Source organism: Nocardia sp. NPDC127606 (assembly GCF_042671725.1).
Taxonomy (GTDB): domain Bacteria; phylum Actinomycetota; class Actinomycetes; order Mycobacteriales; family Mycobacteriaceae; genus Nocardia.
Window position 1 is genome coordinate 322,644 of record NZ_JBHXWQ010000005.1, and the last position, 18,953, is coordinate 341,596.

Consider the following 18,953-nt stretch of genomic DNA (forward strand, 5'->3'; position numbering starts at 1 on the left):
GATCGGATGCCGTTGCGGAAGAGCGGTGTTCAGGCGCGGCGCATGTAGGCCCGCACCGCCAGCGGCGCGAAGATCGCGATCACCACGAGCGATCCGACCAGCGACCAGACGAGGTCGGTGCCGTAACTGTTGGTGTTCATCAGTTCTCGGCAGGTGTTGACCATGTAGTACACCGGGTTGGCGTGGTTGAGCCCCTGCATCCAGCCCGGCATGGTGCTCACCGGGGCGAAGGCGCCGGACATGAACGTCAGCGGGAACATCACCATCATCGAGATGCCCTGTACGGACGCCGCGCTCTTGCCGGTGACCCCGACCAGCGCCCAGATCCAGCTGACCGCGAACGAGCACACCACGACCACCAGGCAGGCCGCGACCACGCCGACCAGACCGCCGCCGGGCCGGTAGCCCAGGCACAGCCCGACCAGCACGGTCAGCGTCGAGGCGATGGCGTAGCGCACCATGTCGGCCAGTAGCGCACCGGACAGCGCCGAGACCCGGGCGATGGGCAGGGATTTGAAGCGGTCGAACACGCCCTTGTCCATGTCCTCGCGCAACTGCGTGCCGGTGACCACCGAGGTCAGCACCACGGTTTGCACGAGGATGCCCGGGATGAGCACCGGCAGATAGCCGGACACGCTGCCCGAGATCGCGCCGCCGAAGATGTAGGTGAACAGCGCGGTGAACAGGATCGGCTGCACCGTCACGTCGAAGAGCTGTTCGGGATTGTGTTTGATCTTGAGCAGGCCGCGATAGGCCATCGTGAACGAGGTGGAGATCGTGTCACGCAGGCTGATTCGGTCGCTGGCCTGGGGAAGGTCGTCGATGGTTGTGGGAGCGGTGAGAACTGCGGTCATGCCGCGCTCCGTTCGGTGTCGTCGGATTCGTCGGCCGGGTGGCCGGTGATGGTGAGGAAGACTTCGTCCAGCGTCGGCTTGCTGACCGTGATCTCCTCGACTCCGATCTCCCAGTCGCGCAACCGGATCAGCAGGTCGGCGGTGAGATTCGGGTCGGGCAGCGGCGCGGTGAGCCTGCCCGCTTCGGGGCTGATCTGCGCGCTCACGTCGAGGAAGTCGCCGACGATGCGGCGGGCCTCGTCGAGCTGTTCGGGATCGACCAGGGTCAGGTGGACCGATGCGCCGCCGATGGAGGCCTTGAGCTCGTCGGCGGTGCCGTCGGCGATCACCTTGCCGCGGTCGATCACCGCGATCCGGTCGGCCAGCTGGTCGGCCTCGTCGAGGTACTGGGTGGTGAGCAGCACCGTCGCGCCTTCGCGGACCAGCCTGCGGATGGTGTCCCACATCTGCGCGCGGGTGCGGGGATCGAGGCCGGTGGTCGGTTCGTCGAGGAACAGCAGCGGCGGGGTGGAGATGAGGCTGGCGGCGAGGTCGAGGCGCCTGCGCATGCCGCCGGAGAAGTTCTTCAGCGGTTTGGCCGCGGCCTCGACCAGGTCGAACTCCTCGAGCAGCTCGACGGCTTTGCGCCGGGCATCGCGCCTGCTCAGGCCCAGTAGGCGGGCGAAGATGATCAGGTTCTCGGTGGCGGTGAGTTCCTCGTCGACCGAGGCGTACTGGCCGGTGACGCCGATCAGCGAGCGCACCGCGTTCGGTTCGGCCACGACGTCGCGGCCGAAGATCCGGGCGCTACCGCCGTCGGGGCGGAGCAGGGTGGCCAGCATCTTGATGGTCGTGGTCTTGCCCGCGCCGTTCGGTCCGAGCACGCCGTAGACAGCGCCGCGCGGCACCGTCAGGCTCACCCCGTCGACCGCTCGCTGCTTCCCGAACACCTTGACCAGCCCGTCCGCCTCGACGGCGAGGGATGAAGTGGGTGTGTAAGTCATGAGCACTACCGTGCCCACCTCGACTTGCACGCCCCTTGCACGGCGCTGTCGTCGTGCGGCTACTCGGCGAGCAGGAGCTTGCGCAGGGCCGCGCGGTCGGGCTTGCCCGGGCCGCGTAGTGGGATTTCGGACAGGACGGCCAGTTCACGCGGTGCGGCGATCGAGTCGAGTTCGGCCACCACATGGGTTCGCAGTTCGTCCAGCGTCGGCGCGGCACCCGGTGTCGGCACGATCGCGACCGCGACCCGCTGACCCAGCCGTTCGTCGGGCAGGCCGAGCACGATGCATTCGCGAATACCGGGATGGTTGGCCAGCACAGCCTCCACCACCTGTGGAATCACCAGCAGCCCGCCGGTCATGATCGCCTCGTCGAGGCGGCCCGAAATCGAGAGCACGCCGTCGTCGTAGGAGCCCGCGTCCTCGGTCCGGAACCAACCGGGCTCGGCGAAGGCCGGATGATCGGGCAGATTGCGGTAACCGCGCGCGATCATCGCACCGCCGAGGATCACCCGACCGTCCTCGATCCGCACCTCGGTGCCGTCGAGCGGCACGCCCTCGTAGACGCACCCGCCGCAGGTCTCGCTCATCCCGTACGTGCGCACCACGGTGATCCCGAGGTCACGTGCCCGGTCGAGCACCGGCGCGGGCGTGGCCGCACCGCCGACCAGGACACCGTCGAGTTCGGCCAGCGCCTTGGCCGCCACCGGCGAATCGAGCGACTTGATCAGCTGTGTCGGTACCAGCGCGGTATAGCGACGCGGTCCACGCATCGCGCCGACCGCGCCGGCCAGCGCCTCGGGCAGGAAACCGCCCGACACGTCGAGCACGGTCGGCTCGGTGCCGGCGAGAATGCTGCGCAGCAACACCTGGATACCGGCGATGTGATGGGTGGGCAGCGCCAGCAGCCAACTACCCGGCCCGCCGAGGCGGTCGTGGGTGGCGTTGCCACTGGCACGCAGTGCCTCGGCGCCGAGCAGCGCGCCCTTGGGGATACCGGTGGTGCCCGAGGTCGTCACGACCAGCGCGACATCGTCGTCGATCGGATCGCCCGGCTTGAGCGCGTCGGAGAGCCTGCGCGCCTCCCGACGATCGGTCGTCGGGATCGGTAACCACGCCGGGCCGCTGCCGTCGAGGGCTTGGCGCAGGTGGGGCATCACTTCGCTGACCCCGGAACCGGTCGGCATCTGCAGCGTCCGCAGGGTTCTGGTCACCCCACCACCTCCGGAAACAGCTTGCCGCGCACCCTCACGGCTTCGATCGTGTCATGCGACCGACAAGACCCGGCCAACGGGTCGGTTTGTCGGGAAACGGGTCGGAAAAGCCAGGCATAGCGACTGCGATTCAGTAGATGGACACCACTCGCACTGCGGTCCGGACGGCGTCGGTCGGGCGCTTGCTCGCAGCTATCGTGCGCGGCTGAGCCGTCATCGGCAACTCGGCTCGGCCGCGTGCACCGCTCGCTCACTCCGCTGACCAGCGCGGATCCCGCCGGATCGGATGTTCGGCGGGCACCTGGACCAGCACGATCGCGACCCCGTCCGGATCGCGCACCCACATCTCCCACAGACCCCACGGCTCGAGCACCGGGGCTCGCTCGATCTGAATTCCCTTCAGCGCCAACTCCGCCGCCGCGTCCTCGACATCGCGCACCTGTAACCAGATCGCGCCGTCGAAGCTGCCGGACTGCCCCCGGCCACCGTGTGCGGCGACCTCGAGCAGCGACTGCCCGGCGAAGAACACCGTGCCGCCCGGGTACTCCCGGGCGATCGCCAAGCCGAGGCTGTCGCGGTAGAACGCCAGCGTGCGACCGTAATCGCTGGGACGCACGATGATCCGGCTGTTGAGAATCTCCATGGGGTGTCCGTTCTCAGAAGTACCAGGGGTAGGGCGTCCAATCGGGCTTGCGCTTCTCCAGGAACGAGTCTCGGCCCTCGACCGCTTCGTCGGTCATGTACGCCAGGCGAGTCGCCTCGCCCGCGAACAGCTGCTGACCGACCAGACCATCGTCGAGCAGGTTGAACGCGTACTTCAGCATGCGCTGCGCCTGCGGCGATTTGCCGTTGATGTCGGCGGTCCACTCGAGCGCGACGTTCTCCAGCTCGTCGTGATCGACGACCTTGTTCACCGCACCCATCTGGTGCATCTCCTCGGCCGTGTACGGCCTGCCGAGGAAGAAGATCTCACGGGCGAACTTCTGGCCCACCATCTTCGCCAGATACGCGCTGCCGTACCCGCCGTCGAACGAGCCGACGTCGGCATCGGTCTGCTTGAACCGCGCGTGTTCGCGCGAGGCGAGAGTCAGATCGCAGACCACGTGCAGGCTGTGCCCGCCACCCGCCGCCCAACCGTTGACCAGCGCGATCACCACCTTGGGCATGAAACGGATCAGCCGCTGCACCTCGAGGATGTGCAGCCGGCCCGCGCGCGCCGCGTCGACCGTGTCGGCGGTCTCGCCGTCGGCGTACTGGTAGCCGTTGCGGCCGCGGATGCGCTGGTCGCCACCGGAACAGAACGCCCAGCCACCGTCCTTCTCGCTCGGACCGTTGCCGGTGAGCAGCACCGCGCCCACATCGGGGCTCATCCGCGCGTGATCGAGCGCGCGGTACAGCTCGTCGACGGTGTGCGGACGGAACGCGTTGCGGACCTCGGGCCGGTCGAACGCGACCCGCACCGTGCCCTGCTCGATATGGCGGTGATAGGTGATGTCGGTCAGGTCCTCGAACCCGGGGACGGGCTGCCACAGCTTCGGATCGAAAGTCACGAACACGATTATTGCCCTACCTTCCGACGCCGCGGTACGAGGTCGTAACACTGCAGCTCGAGCGGTCGCCGCATACTCTGAGCACCCGATGCGTATAGTTGCGCCTGCTCGTACATCGAACCGATCCGGAGGAACCTGAAAGTGGTTGCAGCACTGTCTGAATCCCTGCTCGACGACGCCAAGCGTCCGGCTTTCCTTGCTGACGCCGTCGAGGTGCTCGACGCCGAGGTCTCGGACAAAGGTGGTGCGTCCGGCCTGGCCGTGAAGGGTGGCTACGCGGCGGTCAAGAAGATCAGCCCGACCATCGTTCCCGACGGCCTCGCGTCGCTGGCGCCGAAACTGCTCGATCAGCTCCAGCCGTACTGGGCGGAATTCACCACCTCCGGCACCGGCACCTTCGCCGATCTGCTGGCCGCGAAGTCCGATGAGGTTGCCGAGTCGCTGCTGGCCGTCACCGACGCCCGTGCCGAGTCGTCCACCCGGCCTGCGCTGAAGAAGGTGTACTCGTCGATGCGTGGTTCGGCCAAGAAGCACGTCATCGAGGCACTGCCGCGCGTAGGCGATCTGGTGCAGAAGCACGCAGGCTGAGCGGTATGGCGAGGTAGCCCTCGCCGCGATCGTCCGAAGAGGCCGGTGCGAGTTCGGGAAACCGAACCGCACCGGCCTTTTCGCGTCCGTGGGTGACCATGCTCACGCAACAAGGGTGTTCGGTGGCGGCTGACACATCGATTCCCGGTCGGCGGTAAATTCCGCGGCGGTCTGTGTGAGGAACATTACCGCTCCGGTGAACACCAGGATAATTGCGGGTTGCCACGAATTCGTCATATGCGCGTGCGTCGTCTTCGCAATTGACAACTACCCTGCCTAATCGGTTACGTTGCCAATCAGGCGATTCGGAAGATGAATTGCTTCAAGTGACTGCATTGCACAGGTCGAAAGGAAGTTTGCTCACATGATCTCTCGCAAGACCCTCGCCGCCACCGGTGCTGCCGCTGCCGCCGCTGTCATGTTCTTCGGTCCCGTCGCCGTCGCGAGCGCCGACACCGGCTCCGCTGAGGCCTCCACGGGCTCGGCTGACGTGCTGACCGGCTCGTCCGCGGGTTCGGGTGTGCTCGAGTCGGGCAGCGCCGCTGTCGACAGCGCCACCTCGGCTGTCCTCAACATCATCGAGTCCGTCACGGGCATCCAGGATCTCACCGCCCCCGCGGAGTGAGCTGACTCTTCGTTCGGCCGGCCTCATACCGGGTCGGCGGAAATTCCGGCGGCGGGCTTCTTGCTCGTCGCCGGATTTCTTTCTTCGGTTGTTCTCTTTGCGATTTCGTGAATTTCGTTTGCTGCTGGACACGAATAGCTGTCCGGCTTTTCGGGAATTGATCGGGCGTTCGAATATCGGTACGCCGTCGGGCTCGGTGACGCAGGCAACGCGGGCCGGGGGCAGACGGGTGCGCCCTGGTCTGACAGGCTGTGATTGTGAATCCGTCTACTGCGCAGGCTCGAGTGGTCGTCGACGAGCTCGTCCGCGGCGGCGTCCGCGAAGTGGTGCTGTGCCCCGGATCGCGTAACGCGCCACTGGCCTTCGCGCTGCAGGCGGCGGACGCGGCAGGTGAGCTGCGGCTGCACATGCGCGTCGACGAGCGCACCGCGGGATTTCTCGCGATCGGTCTCGCGGTGTCGTCGGGGCGGCCGGTTCCGGTCGTGATGACCTCCGGCACCGCGGTGGCGAACCTGGGCCCGGCGGTCCTGGAGGCCAACTACGCGCGGGTGCCGCTGATCGTCGTCAGTGCGAACCGGCCCTACGAGATGCTCGGTACCGGCGCCAATCAGACGGTGGAACAGCTCGGGCTGTTCGGCTCTCAGGTGCGCGCCACGATCAGCCTCGGGCTGGCCGAAGCCGAAGCGGGGGAGTCGGCCTACCCGCGACAGAACAGTGTGTGGCGCTCGTCGGTGTGCCGGGTGCTCGCCGCCGCGCGCGGAACCCGTTCCGGCAACGCGGGTCCGGTGCAGTTCGACATCCCGCTGCGCGAACCGCTGGTCCCGGAGCTGTCCGACGATCCGCTGCCCATCGGCCGCGAGGGCGAACGGCCGTGGACGGCAACCCAGTACGCCACGCTCGACGTGCCGCTCGACATCGATCTGACGCCCGACACCGTCGTCATCTCCGGCCACGGCGCCCGGCTGCTGCCCGAACTCGCCGCGCTGCCGACGGTGGCCGAGCCGACCGCGCCGATGCACGGCCCCGCCCTGCATCCGCTCGCGCTGTCGTTGCTGAAGCCCACCCAGGCGATCATCACCGGTCGTCCGACCCTGCACCGGCAGGTCTCGCGCGTACTGGCCGATCCGGACGTCACCGTGTTCGCGCTCACCACGGGTCCGCGCTGGCCCGATGTCTCCGGCAATGTCGTCGGCACCGGCACCCGCGCGGTGACCACCGGTGCGCCCGCGCCCGCCTGGCTGGCGCGCTGCTCGGAACTGAACCAGCAGGCCGAATCGGTGGTGCGGGCCGAGCTGGCCGCGCATCCCAAGGCGACCGGCCTGCACGTGGCGGCCGTGGTGATGGATGGACTACGAGAAGGCGATCAGCTGCTACTCGGCGCGTCGAACCCGGTGCGCGACGCCGCCCTGGTCTCGCATCCACGGTCGGGTATCCGGGTACTGTCCAACCGCGGCGTCGCCGGGATCGACGGCACCGTCTCCGGTGCGGTGGGTGCCGCGCTGGCGCATCCGGGCCGCACCGTGGCGCTGATGGGCGACCTCACCTTTCTGCACGATGCGTCCGGCCTGCTGATCGGGCGTGGCGAACCACGCCCGGACAACCTCACGATCGTCGTCGCCAACGACGACGGCGGTGGCATCTTCGAGCTGCTCGAACAGGGCGATCCGCAGTACGCGGGCGTGTTCGAGCGGGTTTTCGGCACACCGCACGGCATGGATCTGGCCGCGCTGTGCGCCGCCTACCGCATTCCGCACCGGCAGGTCGATCCCGCCGAATTGGCCGTGGAACTGGCCGCCGACGCGCACGGCTTGCGGGTGCTCGAGGTCGCGACCGAGCGTTCCAGCCTGCGTGAACTGCACGCGGGCCTGCGGGCGAAGATCGCCGGTTAGGCGACCCTGCGCCTTCGCCGCGGTCGTGCGCGAACGACGATCGAACGCTGTCGCGCCCGTCAGCCCTCCTCGGCGGCAGTGAACCCCTCGGCGCCCTCGTCGAAGGGGACGGGGATGGTCTGTTCGATCACGTCCGCCGGATTCGCGGTGTCGGCCTCACGGGCGATGGTGGCCGCCATCTCGTCGGTGTAGTCGGCGGCATCGAAGTAGGCGGGATCGTCGGGGTCGTCATCGCGGAAGGCGGACTGTTCCTGCTCGACGCGATCGGCCTCGGGGACCTCGTCCAGGGGGCGAGAGGTTTCGTAGTCGATCATCGGTGCTCCTCGTTCGTCGGCCTGCTCGATCGGTTGAGCCTCGGACGTGATGTGACGCTGATCGGGTACTGCGCTGTCCAGGGTGCGCCGATCCGGTGTGCGCGGCAACCCGCACCGATGACTTTCCGGCGCCGGGGCCGTCTTCATGAGTGCAGCCACCTGCCATCGCTGAGGAGCGCTCATGGAACCGCAGTTCGATTTCGAACCCGCCGCCCGATCGCTGGCCGCGGTCGTCGACGGCATCACCGACGATCAGCTCGCCGACCCGACGCCGTGCGCCGAGTCCACGGTGCGCGATCTGCTCGCCCACGTGGTCGGGCTGACCGAGGCCTTCCGTCAGGCGGCGACCAAGGAGTCGATCGGTCGGTCCGCGCCACCGCCCGCCGGTTCCGACAGCCCGCTGCTCGATGACTGGCGTACTCGCATCGCCGCGCAGCTCGAGACGTTGACGTCGGTGTGGCGTGTGCCCGAGGCCTGGGACGGTGACACCGAGGCCGGTGGCGTGGAGTTGCCCGCCGCGGTCATGGCGACCGTCGCGCTCGACGAGATCACCGTCCACGCGTGGGATCTCGCCGTCGCCACAGGGCAACAGCTGACCGTCGCCCCCGCGGACCTGGCGATCCTGCACGAGTTCCTGCGCGAGACCGACCCCGCCGGCACCCCCGGGCTGTTCGGCCCGATCGTCGAGATACCGGCCGACGCTCCCGCCTTCGACCGACTGCTCGGTCTCACCGGTCGCGACCCGGCCTGGCGTTCCCCGGTGGTCGCCTAGCGCGGCGTTCAGTCGTCGAGACCCTCGGCGGCGATGACGAAGGTCCCCGCGGCGGTGGCGATGGCGGCTGCCCGGGCCGATCGGTCGGCGATGTCGTCGTCGATGGGATCGCCGCTGGCCAGTAATCGGTAGTAGAGCGGGGCGGAGACGGCGGAGAGAACGGCGCGCGGGTCGGTGCCGACGGGCGCCTCGCCACGGATCACGGCGGCCTCGACACAGGGCGCCCATTCGTTGAGTCGGGTGTCGTAGAAGGTGTGCAGCGCGGCGGCGGTGGCGTCGTCGCAGGTCGCGGCGGCGATGACGGCGCGGAAGAGGTTGCTCTGGCGACCGTCGGCGAGAGTCTTCGCGACCAGGCGGGCGTTCGCGGTCAGATCGTCGAGCAATGCGCCGGTGTCAGCGCGGGGCAGCGACTGCTCGGCCATGTCGACGAGCAGATCGGCGACCAACCCCGCGGGGGTGCGCCAGCGGCGGTAGACCGTCGTCTTGCCGACCCCGGCCCCGGTGGCGACCTCGGTCAGATCGAGGTGCGCGAATCCGCGGTCCGCCAGTAGATCGCCGGCCACTTCCAGGACGGACTCGCGCACCCGGGCGGTGCGTCCACCAGGCCGAACGGAGCCCGGCCAAGCGATGTCGTGGTCCATAACGGAACTCCAGTTTCATTTAGTGCGGATCGGGTGTACTGTCGGCCGTGTTAACGAAACTATAGACCCTTTAGGAGCTCTCATGGAATACCGGCGGCTCGGCGCATCTGGTCTTCTCGTTCCGGCACTCGGCTTCGGCGCGGGTACTTTCGGCGGTCGTGGTGCACTGTTCAGCGCATGGGGTGATACCGATGCCGCGCAGGCCAGGCGCTTGATCGACATCAGCGTGGAGGCCGGCGTCACCCTGTTCGACACGGCCGATGTCTATTCCGACGGCGCGTCGGAAGAGGTGCTCGGCGCGGCGATCAAGGGCAGGCGCGAGCAGGTGCTGCTGTCGACGAAGTCGGCACTCCCCACCGGCCCCGGCCCGCATGAGGCGGGCTCGAGCCGCGCCAGGCTGATTCGCGCCGTCGACGCCTCGCTGCGTCGCCTGGGCACCGACTATCTGGACCTGTTCCAACTGCACGCCTTCGACGCGGGCACGCCGCTGGCGGAAACCCTCACGGCCCTGGACGATCTGGTGCGGGCAGGCAAGATCCGCTACCTCGGCGTCTCCAACTTCGCCGGCTGGGAGCTGATGAAAACACTCGCCACCGCCGAGGCTCTCGGCCTGGAAAAGCCGGTGGCGCACCAGGTCTATTACTCGCTGGTCGGTCGCGACTACGAATGGGAACTGATGCCGCTCGGTGCCGATCAGGGCGTCGGCTCCATCATCTGGAGTCCGCTCGGGTGGGGCAGGCTCACCGGCAAAATCCGTCGCGGCCAACCGCTTCCGGCGGGAAGCCGACTGCACGAGACGGCACAGGCGGGTCCGCCCGTCGACGACGAACGGCTCTACGACGTTGTCGAGGTGCTCGATCGGATCGCCGCCGAAACCGGCCGCAGCGTCCCGCAGATCTCCCTGAACTGGCTGCTCACCCGGCCCACCGTCGCCACGGTGTTGATCGGCGCCCGCAACGAGGAGCAGCTACGTCAGAACCTCGGTGCGGTGGGTTGGCAGCTCGACCCCGAACACCTGGCCGCACTCGACGCGGCGAGTGCGACGACACCTCCGTACCCGTACTACCCGTACCACCGGCTGCCCGACTTCGCCCGGCTCAACCCGCCGGCGATCCGCGCGGCGGCCTGATCAGGTCAGTACACGTCTCGCACGTACCGCTTCTCGGCGACGAGCTGTTTCTTGAAGGCCAGTGCGCCCGCCTCGTCCAGCTTTCCGTGGATCTGGGCGATCCGCAGCAGGGTGTCGTCGACATCCTTGGCCATCCGGGCGGCGTCACCGCAGACGTAGAAGTGGCCGCCGTCGCGCAGCCACGACCACAGCTCGGCGCCATGCTCGATCATTCGATGCTGGACATAGACCCGTTCGCGCTGATCGCGGGAGAAGGCCAGGTCGAGCCGGGTGAGGAAACCGGAGCGGAACATGTCCTCGAGCTCGGCGCGGTAGTAGAAGTTCTGGGCGGCGTGCTGGTCGCCGAAGAACAGCCAGTTGCGACCGGTCGCGCCGATGGCTCGGCGCTCGTGCAGGAAACCGCGGAAAGGAGCGATACCGGTACCCGGGCCCACCATGATCATCGGGGCGTTCGGGTCCAACGGCGGACGGAAGTGCGGTGCCCGCTGCAGAAAGATCGGCACCTCGGTCGTGCCGCGGTCGGCCAGGAACGTCGAGCACACCCCGCCCCGCCGCGCCGAGGTGCCCACCGGGTCGCCGTAGCGGACCACACCGACCGTCAGCTGCACCTCGTCGGGCGTGGTCAACGGGCTGGAGGAGATCGAATACTGGCGTGGTTGCAGCTTTTTCAGTGCGCCCAGCCAGTCGACCAGATCGGTGCGCACCGGGAAGTCGCGCAGCACGTCGACAGCCTGGCGGTCCCACAGGTAGGAGGCGAGCTCATTGCGATTGTCGCGGCGCAGCAGCTTGGCCAGCTGTGGGTGTGGGTTGCGCTCGCCGATGAAGCCGAGCAGATCCTGGCTCACCTTGGTGATGTCGTAGTGGGTGCGCAGGGCATCGGTGAGCGTGAGTTCGCGGTCGTCGACCTCGATCGTGCGCCGACCGTCGAGTCCGGTGCAGGTGAGCCATTCGTCGACCAGATCGGGACAGTTGGCGGGCAGTACGCCCAGCGAATCGCCCACTTCGTACCCGGCGTCGAGGTCGTGGAGGTCGAAGCCGAAGCGACGCACCTCTTTCGGTGAGCCGGGTGCGCTGAGGATCTCGTTGCGCATCAGGGTGGCGCGGACCGGGGACTGGCGGGTGAACGGAGCGGCGGTGGCGCGCTTCGCTCGGGCAGGCGCGAGTTGCCGGTCGAGCACGGTCGTTCCACCGCGACCGGCCGATGACGGCATCGCACGGCCCGAATCGGCCTGCCGGGCAACGTTACTGGTGCCGACCGAATCGCGGCCGTTCGATGCGCCGACGAGCGAGGCATCGCGGCCGCGCGGAGCGCCACCGGTCGGACCGCCGTCGTCGGGCGATCCGCTGGTGATCGCGATCAGGACGTCGTCGAGCCACTGATCGGCGGTGTCGGCGAAATCGGGCTCGCTGTCCACCCGCGCCAGCAGTCGCTTCGCGCCACGCTCGGCGAACAGGGTGTCGAGCTTGCGGCCATGGCCACAGAAGTCGTCGTAGGAGGAGTCACCGAGTGCGAACACCGCGTACCGAACACCGTTGAGGCGAATGATGCTGTCTTCGAGCCTGGTCCAGAAGTCGGCACCGTTGTCCGGCGGGCCGCCGTCACCGAAGGTGCTGGTGACGATGAGGACGTCGCCGGTGATCGAGGTCAGCTCGCACGAATCCATGTCGAGCAACGACGGCGTGAGTCCCGCTTCCGAGAGGCGGGCCGCGACGGTGGCCGCCAGTTCTTCGGCGTTGCCGGTCTGGGAGGCCCACAGGACGGTGATCGGGTGTGGGTCGGGGCTGTCGGTGGCCCCGGCGGCGGCACCCGCATTGCGGGAGTACATGCCGGCCAGCAGTCCGTCGACCCATAGGCGCGACTGAGTCGACATCGGTGCGCTCACCGGCAGCACCGGCTGCCCGGTCACCGGTAGCGACTGCAGTGCGGCGAGGTAGCCGCCGAGATAGATGCGCTCGGTCTCGCTGAGCGTGGGGGAGGTGCCGGCCTCGAGGCCCAGGATTCCGGCCAGTGGATGCGCGGCCGGTGGTGCGGGCAGTTGCGCGGGGTTCGCAGGCGCCTTCTCGGGGGTGGCGGCCGGACCGACCCGGCGCAGCGCCACCGCGCACGCCTTGAACTCCGGCTGCAACGACGCCGGATCCACCGCGTCGTTGGTGACCGCGTTGATCGTCAGATATTCGCCCTGTTCGTCGTTCCAGTGGAAAGGAGCAAAGCAATCACCAGGTCGAACCCGGTCGCTGATCCGCACCGGCAGCACAGCACGGCCCCGGCGCGACGCGATCTCGAGCTGATCGCCCGGCTTCAGATCGAGCTTCTCGGCGTCGGTGGGATGCACTTCGACGAACGGCTCGCCGTTCAGCTTCGTCAGCTTGGCGACCTTGCCCGTCTTGGTCATCGTGTGCCACTGATGTTGCAGCCGACCGGTATTGAGCAGGAAGGGGTAATCGTCGTCGGGCAGTTCGGCGGCGGGCATATGCGGGCGCGGGAAGAACACCGCGCGCCTGCTCGGAGTAGCGAACGCGAGCCGCGGGGTGGTGCCGTCGGCAGACACGTGCAGCGGCTGATGGGTGCCGTCGTTGACATAGCGGATCGGGTTGCGCGGGGTATCGGCGTCGTTGCACGGCCACTGCATCGGCCCTTGCGCCAGTCGCTCGTAGCTCATGCCGCTCAGGTCGTAGCCGGTGGCCGGGTTGGTGAACTGCCGCAGCTCGGCGAACACCTCGGCGCTGGAGGCGAAATCGAACCCGGGGAACCCCATGGCGGTGGCGACCTGGGCGATCAGCAGCCAGTCCGGTCGCGCGTCGCCGATCGGGTCGACCGACTGCCGCAGCAGGGTGACGTTGCGCTCCGAATTCACCATCACCGCATCGGCTTCGGCCCACAGTGCGGCGGGCAGCAACAGGTCGGCGTAGGCGTTGGTCGCGGTCTCGGCGTAGGCATCCTGCACCACGACCAACTCGGCCGCCTCGAGGCCCGCGATCACCGTTTTGCGATTGGCCACGGTGGCAACGGGATTGGTGCAGATGATCCAGGCGGCCTTGATCTCACCGTCGGCCAGTCCGCGAAACATATCGATCGTGCCGGGACCCGACTCGGTGCGCAGGGTGCCGTCGGGCAGATCCCAGGCGGTTTCGACGAAGGCGCGGTCGGCGGGGGAGAGCAGGCTGCGCTGCCCGGGCAGGCCGGGGCCCATGTAACCCATCTCGCGGCCACCCATGGCGTTGGGCTGGCCGGTGAGCGAGAAGGGCCCACTGCCCGGCCTGCAGATGGTGCCCGTGGCCAGGTGCAGGTTCACCAGGGCGTTGGTGTTCCAGGTGCCGTGCGTGGACTGATTGAGCCCCATCGTCCACAGCGACATCCACTCGCCGGCTTCGGCGATCATCGCGGCCGCGGTGCGGATATCGGCCTCGGCCAGGCCGGTCAGCTCGGCGACGCGGTCCGGCGGGTAGTCGGCGAGGAACTCGGGCATCGCGTCCCAGCCCTCGGTGTGCTCGGCGATGAAGTCGGTGTCGATCGCACCGTCGGCGACCAGCAGGTGCAGCAGTCCGTTGAGCAGGGCGAGGTCGGTACCCGGTGCGATCTGCAGGAACAGGTCGGCGCGGACGGCGGTATCGGTGCGGCGGGGATCGACCACGATCAGCTTGGCGCCCGCCTTGAGCCGGTCGGCCATGCGCAGATACAGGATCGGGTGGCAGTCGGCCATGTTCGCGCCGCTGACCAGGAACAGGTCGGCGTGTTCGAAGTCGTCGTAGGAGCCGGGCGGCCCGTCCGCGCCGAGCGACTGCTTGTAGCCGGTGCCCGCGCTGGCCATGCACAGGCGCGAGTTGGCCTCGATGTGTTTGGTCCGCAGGTAGCCCTTGGCCAGCTTGGTGGCCAGGTACTGGGCTTCCAGCGACATCTGTCCGGAGACGTAGAGGGCGATCGCGTCGGGGCCGTGCTCGTCGAGGATCGCGCGCAGGCGGGTGGCGGTCTCGTGCACGGCCTCGTCGACCGGCAGTGGAACGGGGACCTGCCCGCGTTCGGGGCGCCGGTACGCGGTGTCCATCCGACCGGGCGCGGCCATCATCTCCGCGTGGGTGGCGCCCTTGGTGCACAGTCTGCCCGCGTTCGCCGGATGCAACTTGTCGCCGCTGACCTTCGCGATCATTCGCGCGCCAGACCGATCGGTCTTTGTCTGGACGCTTATGCCGCAGCCGACGCCACAATACGAGCACTGTGTACGCACAGTGTCCGTGCCGCGGCCGTCCGCTTCCCCTGTCATGACTCGATCATCCGCATTGGTCGTTGCGCTCGATTTACCGAACGTTATGTCCAGGTGACAATCGACCTCACAAGCCGAAAACTCGACGGTGAGGATACGGCCCGAATATCGCCCCTGATCAGGGCGCATTCCGGGCTGTCGGCGCGCGACCGCGGACGAGTCGGGGTGACCGGACTCACCCCGGCCGGCGACGGCGTTTCAGCTCAATTTGTAGCCGCGGTGCAGCGCCACCACACCACCGGTGAGATCACGCCACTGCACCGAGTCCCAGCCGGCGTCGGCGATCCGGCGGGCCAGCCTGCGCTGGTTCGGCCAGGAACGGATCGACTCGGCCAAGTACACGTACGCGTCCGGGTTGGAGCTCACGGCGCGCGCCACCCGGGGCAGCGCCTTCATCAGGTACTCCATGTACACGGTGCGGAACAGTCCGAACACCGGTGTGGAGAACTCGCAGACCACGACCCGTCCGCCCGGTTTGGTCACCCGCAGCATCTCGCGCAGCGCCACATCGATATCGGCGACATTGCGCAGCCCGAACGAGATCGTCACCGCGTCGAACGAATCATCGGCGAACGGCAGCGCCATCGCATCGCCCGCCACCATCGGCACCTGCCGGAACCGGCCGGCCGCGAGCATCCCCTGGGAGAAGTCGGTGGCCACGCACCAGGCGCCGGACTTACCGAGTTCCACGGTCGAGACGCCGGTGCCCGCGGCCAGGTCGAGGACCCGCTCGCCGGGACGCAGCGCGAGAGCACGTCGCGTCGCCCACCGCCAGTACCGATCCTGGCCACCGGAGATGACCGTATTGGTGAGGTCGTAGCGCTTCGCCACACCGTCGAACATCGACGCGACCTCGTGGGGTTGCTTGTCCAGCGAAGCCCGAATCGGTTCTCGCTGCTCTGTTGTCGCCACGCACCGAGCTTAGAGTTTTTTCGCCGCGATAGCGCGGGTGGGTTGCGCCACTCAGGCCGTGCGCGGCAATCGCTCGCGCATCCCGGTGACATCGGCGTAGTGACCCATCAGCTCGGTGCAGACCGCGGGCCAGGTGCGGTGCAGCACCGACTTGCGCGCCGCCGCCGCGAACAAGCCGCGCTGGCCCGCGTCACGCAGGGCCGACACCGCGCTCGGCAGCAATTCCTCGAACCGGTCGACCGGCAGCAGATACCCGTTACGGCAGTGCGAGATCAGATCCCGTGGTCCACCGGCATCGGGCCCGATCACCGGCACACCGGAGGACAGCGCTTCCTGCACGCCCTGACAGAACGTCTCGTGCTCGCCGGGATGCACCATCACGTCCAGGCTGGCGTAGTGGGTCGCCAGCTCGCTGCCGCCCAGCTCGCCGGTGAACACCGCGTCCGGCATCAACCTGCGCAGCCGGGCCCGTTCCGGTCCGTCGCCCACCACGACGAGCTGGATCGACGGGTCACCGGCCAGCGTGGCCAGCCGCTCCACGTGCTTCTCCGGTGCGAGCCTGCCCACGAACCCGACGACGAGCCGGTCGCTGGAACCGAGCCAGCTCGCCCGCAGCTCGGCACTGCGCGCGGCCGGGTTGAACCGGGCGATGTCCACGCCACGGCCCCAGCGGTGCACCCGGGGAATCCCGTGCTCGGCGAGGTCGTGCGCGGCCGCCGACGACGGCGCCAGCGTGCGGGTGGCGCCCTCGTGGATCCGGCGCGTCCACGCCCACGCGGCCCGTGCGGCCAGCCCGAGCCCGTAGCTCTTGGCGAACCCGGCCACATCGGTCTGATACACCGCGACGGTCGGCAGGTCCAAGCGCGTCGCCGCGGCGAGCCCGCCCGCGCCGAGCAGGAACGGCGAGGCCAGGTGCACCACATCGGGATCGAATGCCGCGATGGCGGCGGTGATTCCCGGTTGCGGAAGGCCCACCGGCAGCGAACTCACCTTCGGCACCATCATCGCGGGCACGCGGTGTACCGGGAACCGGCCGTGGAAACGAGGTGCGGGTGGGGCGCCGCGCAGGGAGTCGGGCGCCACGATCATCGCGTCGTGACCGTGCTGGTCCAGGTGATCCAACACCCGCAGCACGGAGTTGACGACGCCGTTCATGTTCGGCAGGAAAGACTCCGAGACGATGGCTACGCGCACTCTTCCAGGGTGACCGCCACACCGCGCGACACCCCCACACCGACGTGAAGCCGGGACGAACAGCAAACGAAGTTACGACTCGCGCTGCTTGCGGCGCACGATCCACAGCACCGGAAGGGCGAGCGCCCACGCCACGAAGATCACCGACGCCGCCGGGATGATCGCTACCCGTGCGTCGCGCCCGGCCACCCGGACCAGGTCGGGATCGCGCGTGCTGTACTCCACGTTGATCCGCTGACCAGCCGTCAGATTCGTCGGATACAGGATGCCGACCTTCGGATTGTGGGTCACGCTGTCGGGCGTCACGTAGATCACCGCCGAGCGCAACCGGCCCGCGGACAGCACCTCGCCGGAGGTCACGCCACGATGCCGCTCGATCTCGAAGTCGTTGCGCCAGGCCGCGAGCACCAGCAACACCATCAGCACGCTGACCACGGCCGCCGCCCCGACCACCCACGCCCGAACCCGCCGCAGGCGCTTGCTCCGCCGCTCCGACAGGCTGGTTTCCGACACTCGCCACACAGTACCGGTCACCTCTGGGACCGGAAGTTCCCGCACGCGCCGACGCCCCACGGGCCCCTCCCCTAACATTCCCGCTATGTCCCGCAAATTCAGCTTCACCGTGCCCTACACCGTCCCGGTCGAAGAGCTTCACCGGGCACTTGTCGACGATGCCGTCTGGCAGGCGCGTTTCGCCGGCGCCGAGACCGCGACCATCGAACTCTCCCATCCCGACGGCCCCGATTCGATCACCATCCATATGACCGAAACCCCAGGTAAGGACAAGGTCCCCGCGCTGGTGCGCAAGGTGCTCAAGAGCGATCTCGTCCTGGTCCGCACCGACAACTGGCAGCCACTGGCCGGCGAGGTCGCCAAGGGCAGTTTCACCGGCAACACCAGTGGCATCACCACCGAGATGTCGGGCACCTATGAACTGCGTCCCACTGCCGAGGGCAGCGAGATCGAGGTCGTCGGCACGGTCAAGGTGAAGGTTCCGCTGGTCGGTGGCGCCATCGAGCCGCTGGCCGAACAGTTGCACCAGCGCGTCCTCAACAGCGAACGCAAATTCATCGAGAACTGGTTCGCCAAGCTCTGACCCCGACAGCGAGGGGTGCCGCTCCAGCGAGCGGCACCCGCGCGTCAGCCGCGGTTCTCGACCAGTACCAGCCAGTTGCCCGAGTTGTCGCGAATGATCGCCTCGGTGCCGTACGGACGCTCGGACGGCGGCTGAATGAACTCGACACCCTTCGCGGTGAGTTCCTCGTAGGTCTTCTGGCAGTCGGCGGTGCGCAGCCCGAGCGCGCCGTGGGTGCCGTCGGCCAGTGCCCGCCGGATCGCGTCGGCGAGGTCGTCGGTCAGCGGCGGCCCCGGGATCATCAGGGTCACCTCGAGCTCGCGATGATCGGGGTGGGCGATGCTCACCCAGCGGAAGCCGTTGTCGCCCATGCTCACATCCGCGGTCTCGACGAATCCGAGCTTGTCGATGTACCACTGCTTGGCGGCATCCTGATCGGTGACGTACACGGTGACCAGGGAAACGTTCGTGATCGTTGTCATGGTTGCAGGCTATGGCCGCCCGGTGTCATCGGGCTTCTCCGAAATTGCGGTGTCGTGGCGGACGCGGTCGGAGAGTCCGTGCATGAAGACATAGCAGCCCGGAATGTGCGGCGCGCCGTCGGCGAATTTGACCTGGTACTCGCTCGGCGTCACCCCGACGAGTTGCCGGAATTTGGCACTGAACGAGCCCAGGCTCGAATACCCGACCAGCATGCACACCTCGGTGACGGTCAGGTTGGTCGACCGCAACAGATCCTGAGCCCGCTCGATCCGCCGCTCGGCCAGATACACCGCCGGTGTGCGGCCGTACACGGCGGCGAACGCACGAAGGAAGTGGTACTTGGAAACACCTGCGGCGCGAGCGAGTTCGTCGAGGTCGAGCGGGTCGGCGTACTGCCGGTCGACCAGGTCACGGGCCTTGCGCAGGTGCGGCAGCAGCGCCAGCACCGGACGACGCGCCGCCTCGCTCACGACC

General features: G+C 68.2%; 19 protein-coding genes. 6 read left to right on the forward strand and 13 right to left on the reverse strand.

The annotated features are described in order from the left end of the window. Positions 1-29: 29 nt before the first annotated feature. The 5 genes from ACFVJ5_RS23875 to ACFVJ5_RS23895 all read right to left on the reverse strand — a co-directional run bounded on the left by ACFVJ5_RS23875 (position 30) and on the right by ACFVJ5_RS23895 (position 4,598). Positions 30-854, reverse strand: a complete 825-nt coding sequence (locus ACFVJ5_RS23875) for an ABC transporter permease (protein ID WP_379223188.1) — start codon at positions 852-854, stop codon at positions 30-32. Continuing rightward, entirely contained in the window at positions 851-1,837 is a 987-nt protein-coding gene (locus ACFVJ5_RS23880; RefSeq protein ID WP_379223189.1) for an ATP-binding cassette domain-containing protein, read from the reverse strand. Before ACFVJ5_RS23880 ends, ACFVJ5_RS23875 begins: the two co-directional genes overlap by 4 nt. Before the next feature lie 59 nt (positions 1,838-1,896). Further along, positions 1,897-3,021, reverse strand: a complete 1,125-nt coding sequence (gene menE, locus ACFVJ5_RS23885) for an o-succinylbenzoate--CoA ligase (protein WP_379223405.1) — start codon at positions 3,019-3,021, stop codon at positions 1,897-1,899. 277 nt (positions 3,022-3,298) lie between these two features. Continuing rightward, on the reverse strand, positions 3,299-3,691 hold the full coding sequence (locus ACFVJ5_RS23890) for a VOC family protein (protein WP_379223191.1): 393 nt from the start codon (positions 3,689-3,691) through the stop codon (positions 3,299-3,301). Between the two features lie 13 nt (positions 3,692-3,704). Further along, complete coding sequence (locus tag ACFVJ5_RS23895; protein WP_056816187.1) at positions 3,705-4,598, reverse strand: 1,4-dihydroxy-2-naphthoyl-CoA synthase; 894 nt, start codon at positions 4,596-4,598, stop codon at positions 3,705-3,707. Positions 4,599-4,739: 141 nt separating this feature from the next. Between ACFVJ5_RS23895 and ACFVJ5_RS23900 the strand changes: the two genes are divergently transcribed. From ACFVJ5_RS23900 to menD, 3 genes are all read left to right on the forward strand, one after another. Further along, a complete protein-coding gene (locus ACFVJ5_RS23900; protein WP_056814402.1) occupies positions 4,740-5,186 on the forward strand; it encodes a DUF6918 family protein in 447 nt (148 codons plus the stop codon). Positions 5,187-5,550: 364 nt separating this feature from the next. Then, positions 5,551-5,811 (forward strand): hypothetical protein, encoded by a 261-nt coding sequence (locus ACFVJ5_RS23905; RefSeq protein WP_379223193.1) that lies wholly within the window; start codon positions 5,551-5,553, stop codon positions 5,809-5,811. Between the two features lie 257 nt (positions 5,812-6,068). Further along, entirely contained in the window at positions 6,069-7,700 is a 1,632-nt protein-coding gene (gene menD / locus ACFVJ5_RS23910; RefSeq protein ID WP_379223195.1) for a 2-succinyl-5-enolpyruvyl-6-hydroxy-3-cyclohexene-1-carboxylic-acid synthase, read from the forward strand. A gap of 59 nt (positions 7,701-7,759) precedes the next feature. On the opposite strand, the gene ACFVJ5_RS23915 is transcribed toward menD, so the two are convergent. After that, entirely contained in the window at positions 7,760-8,014 is a 255-nt protein-coding gene (locus ACFVJ5_RS23915; protein ID WP_379223197.1) for a hypothetical protein, read from the reverse strand. Between the two features lie 181 nt (positions 8,015-8,195). Between ACFVJ5_RS23915 and ACFVJ5_RS23920 the strand changes: the two genes are divergently transcribed. Next, on the forward strand, positions 8,196-8,786 hold the full coding sequence (locus tag ACFVJ5_RS23920) for a TIGR03086 family metal-binding protein (protein WP_379223199.1): 591 nt from the start codon (positions 8,196-8,198) through the stop codon (positions 8,784-8,786). Positions 8,787-8,794: 8 nt separating this feature from the next. Here the strand turns inward: ACFVJ5_RS23920 and ACFVJ5_RS23925 are convergent, their stop codons facing one another. Next, positions 8,795-9,427 carry a TetR/AcrR family transcriptional regulator C-terminal ligand-binding domain-containing protein gene (locus ACFVJ5_RS23925; RefSeq protein ID WP_379223201.1) on the reverse strand — a complete coding sequence of 211 codons (633 nt, stop codon included), beginning with the start codon at positions 9,425-9,427 and terminating at the stop codon, positions 8,795-8,797. 82 nt (positions 9,428-9,509) lie between these two features. Between ACFVJ5_RS23925 and ACFVJ5_RS23930 the strand changes: the two genes are divergently transcribed. Continuing rightward, on the forward strand, positions 9,510-10,556 hold the full coding sequence (locus ACFVJ5_RS23930) for an aldo/keto reductase (protein WP_379223203.1): 1,047 nt from the start codon (positions 9,510-9,512) through the stop codon (positions 10,554-10,556). Positions 10,557-10,561: 5 nt separating this feature from the next. Here ACFVJ5_RS23930 and ACFVJ5_RS23935 read toward each other — a convergent pair whose 3' ends face one another. The 4 genes from ACFVJ5_RS23935 to ACFVJ5_RS23950 all read right to left on the reverse strand — a co-directional run bounded on the left by ACFVJ5_RS23935 (position 10,562) and on the right by ACFVJ5_RS23950 (position 17,434). Then, entirely contained in the window at positions 10,562-14,815 is a 4,254-nt protein-coding gene (locus ACFVJ5_RS23935) for a molybdopterin-dependent oxidoreductase (RefSeq protein WP_379223205.1), read from the reverse strand. A 198-nt stretch (positions 14,816-15,013) separates the two neighbouring features. Next, positions 15,014-15,727 carry a demethylmenaquinone methyltransferase gene (locus tag ACFVJ5_RS23940; RefSeq protein ID WP_379223207.1) on the reverse strand — a complete coding sequence of 238 codons (714 nt, stop codon included), beginning with the start codon at positions 15,725-15,727 and terminating at the stop codon, positions 15,014-15,016. Between the two features lie 51 nt (positions 15,728-15,778). After that, positions 15,779-16,921, reverse strand: coding sequence for a glycosyltransferase family 4 protein (locus tag ACFVJ5_RS23945; protein ID WP_379223209.1), 1,143 nt, complete (start codon positions 16,919-16,921; stop codon positions 15,779-15,781). A 72-nt stretch (positions 16,922-16,993) separates the two neighbouring features. Next, positions 16,994-17,434 (reverse strand): DUF3592 domain-containing protein, encoded by a 441-nt coding sequence (locus ACFVJ5_RS23950; protein WP_379223211.1) that lies wholly within the window; start codon positions 17,432-17,434, stop codon positions 16,994-16,996. Between the two features lie 85 nt (positions 17,435-17,519). On the opposite strand from ACFVJ5_RS23950, the gene ACFVJ5_RS23955 reads away from it, so the two are divergent. Further along, positions 17,520-18,017, forward strand: a complete 498-nt coding sequence (locus ACFVJ5_RS23955; RefSeq protein WP_378658681.1) for a DUF2505 domain-containing protein — start codon at positions 17,520-17,522, stop codon at positions 18,015-18,017. 44 nt (positions 18,018-18,061) lie between these two features. Here the strand turns inward: ACFVJ5_RS23955 and ACFVJ5_RS23960 are convergent, their stop codons facing one another. Both ACFVJ5_RS23960 and ACFVJ5_RS23965 read right to left on the reverse strand, forming a co-directional pair. Further along, positions 18,062-18,478, reverse strand: coding sequence for a VOC family protein (locus ACFVJ5_RS23960; RefSeq protein ID WP_266293677.1), 417 nt, complete (start codon positions 18,476-18,478; stop codon positions 18,062-18,064). Positions 18,479-18,487: 9 nt separating this feature from the next. Then, positions 18,488-18,949: a helix-turn-helix transcriptional regulator gene (locus ACFVJ5_RS23965; RefSeq protein WP_379223213.1), complete on the reverse strand. Its 462-nt coding sequence runs from the start codon at positions 18,947-18,949 to the stop codon at positions 18,488-18,490. Between the last annotated feature and the right edge of the window lie 4 nt (positions 18,950-18,953).

Excerpts from the sequence above, each read along its gene's own strand:
- ACFVJ5_RS23875 (WP_379223188.1), bottom strand. The coding sequence starts at position 854 with ATGACCGCAGTTCTCACCGCTCCCACAACCATCGACGACCTTCCCCAG.
- ACFVJ5_RS23880 (WP_379223189.1), bottom strand. The coding sequence starts at position 1,837 with ATGACTTACACACCCACTTCATCCCTCGCCGTCGAGGCGGACGGGCTG.
- menE (WP_379223405.1), bottom strand. The coding sequence starts at position 3,021 with ATGCCGACCGGTTCCGGGGTCAGCGAAGTGATGCCCCACCTGCGCCAA.
- ACFVJ5_RS23890 (WP_379223191.1), bottom strand. The coding sequence starts at position 3,691 with ATGGAGATTCTCAACAGCCGGATCATCGTGCGTCCCAGCGATTACGGT.
- ACFVJ5_RS23905 (WP_379223193.1), top strand. The coding sequence starts at position 5,551 with ATGATCTCTCGCAAGACCCTCGCCGCCACCGGTGCTGCCGCTGCCGCC.
- ACFVJ5_RS23915 (WP_379223197.1), bottom strand. The coding sequence starts at position 8,014 with ATGATCGACTACGAAACCTCTCGCCCCCTGGACGAGGTCCCCGAGGCC.
- ACFVJ5_RS23920 (WP_379223199.1), top strand. The coding sequence starts at position 8,196 with ATGGAACCGCAGTTCGATTTCGAACCCGCCGCCCGATCGCTGGCCGCG.
- ACFVJ5_RS23925 (WP_379223201.1), bottom strand. The coding sequence starts at position 9,427 with ATGGACCACGACATCGCTTGGCCGGGCTCCGTTCGGCCTGGTGGACGC.
- ACFVJ5_RS23930 (WP_379223203.1), top strand. The coding sequence starts at position 9,510 with ATGGAATACCGGCGGCTCGGCGCATCTGGTCTTCTCGTTCCGGCACTC.
- ACFVJ5_RS23935 (WP_379223205.1), bottom strand. The coding sequence starts at position 14,815 with ATGACAGGGGAAGCGGACGGCCGCGGCACGGACACTGTGCGTACACAG.
- ACFVJ5_RS23955 (WP_378658681.1), top strand. The coding sequence starts at position 17,520 with ATGTCCCGCAAATTCAGCTTCACCGTGCCCTACACCGTCCCGGTCGAA.
- ACFVJ5_RS23960 (WP_266293677.1), bottom strand. The coding sequence starts at position 18,478 with ATGACAACGATCACGAACGTTTCCCTGGTCACCGTGTACGTCACCGAT.